Source organism: Nitratireductor lacus (genome assembly GCF_056431025.1).
In genome coordinates this window covers 1-1,115 of record NZ_JBWKMB010000062.1, presented here as the reverse complement: position 1 = coordinate 1,115, position 1,115 = coordinate 1, and the positions used below count along the sequence as shown (strand labels likewise).

At 43.9% G+C, this 1,115-nt stretch carries 3 protein-coding genes; all 3 read right to left on the bottom strand.

Annotated elements, in window-relative coordinates; genetic code table 11:
* Positions 1-343, bottom strand: a 343-nt coding sequence (locus AC07E3_RS21415; protein WP_478364755.1) for a transposase domain-containing protein, incomplete at its 3' end; no start/stop codon positions are given.
* A 157-nt stretch (positions 344-500) separates the two neighbouring features.
* Positions 501-701, bottom strand: a complete 201-nt coding sequence (gene tnpB / locus AC07E3_RS21410) for an IS66 family insertion sequence element accessory protein TnpB (protein ID WP_478364753.1) — start codon at positions 699-701, stop codon at positions 501-503.
* Positions 701-973 carry an IS66 family insertion sequence element accessory protein TnpA gene (gene tnpA, locus AC07E3_RS21405; RefSeq protein ID WP_478364751.1) on the bottom strand — a complete coding sequence of 91 codons (273 nt, stop codon included), beginning with the start codon at positions 971-973 and terminating at the stop codon, positions 701-703. The genes tnpB and tnpA overlap by 1 nt, the downstream gene beginning before the upstream one ends.
* Positions 974-1,115: the final 142 nt, after the last annotated feature.

Genomic DNA, 1,115 nt, shown 5'->3' with positions numbered 1-1,115 from the left:
CATCAATGACTTTAGTCGGGACATCATCGGTAAAGCGAAGACCGGTGTCATTGACGTGATTGTCGTCTTTTTGTTTCACCGAGCGAGTGTAGCCCTTGATGGCTTTTTTAGGGGCAGGCGGTAAACCTTCATCTTGAGTTTGACCAAACAAGTTGGCTTGGTCAGGATTAGCTATGATGTGCTTTTCTGACTTACGCCCAAACAACTGGCGTTTGAACCAGTCGACTTGTTGCTGTAACTGTGCGGCTTGTGCTTGTGACTCAGCCAGTTTCGCACACACATTTGCATATTCTTCTGGTCGAATATTCGGTGTATTGTGAGGTAAATCAGCAGCGCTTTTCATGCGACGAAGTATAGCAAATTCAGCTACTTAAGTCGCTTGTTTTGTTTGCCTTTTTGCCAATAAATACCGTCAATTAAACACTGTAACTGCGCGGTGTTCAGGGCGATTTTATTCTCGCTGCTTGAGACCTTAGCAAAGGTGCCACGCTCCAATCGTTTTACCATAAGCAGTAGCCACCTTGATGATAATATAGCACCTTCATCATCGTGCGCTTACGATTGACAAACACGAACCAATCACCTAATTGCGCTTGCATCTGCAATTGATTATTCACCAACGCGGCTAAGCCATCAAACTGCTTACGCATATCGGTTACACCAAGATACAACCATATATTTGCACTACTGGCCGTGAGCATTATCCGCCGGTACTCATATTCAGAACCACACCATTGGGTAAGCTTAATTCAATTTGCCACTGGCGCGTATCTGGCTGTTGTGAAGACAGGGATCCAATCGGCAACCATTGCCCTGATGTTTGTTGCAATGCGAGTGCTTGTCGTTTTTTACGTTGCAAATAAAATGTGGACTGATTAATGTTATGCGCGTAACAAAACTGGGCGATGGTCATATCGCTAGCTTCTTGTGCGTCGATGAGTTGCTGCCATTCTTGAGGGTTACGTCTAGTCATTGATATTTTCTCCTATCTTAATCAATGACCTCATTTTAGGGGCTCAACTTAGTAAAAGAAGAACGGTCTATTTTGATCGCTTACGTTGTACCCGTATATTGTGCATGCATCTGCATGATATGTTGCCACTGTTTTTTTGATC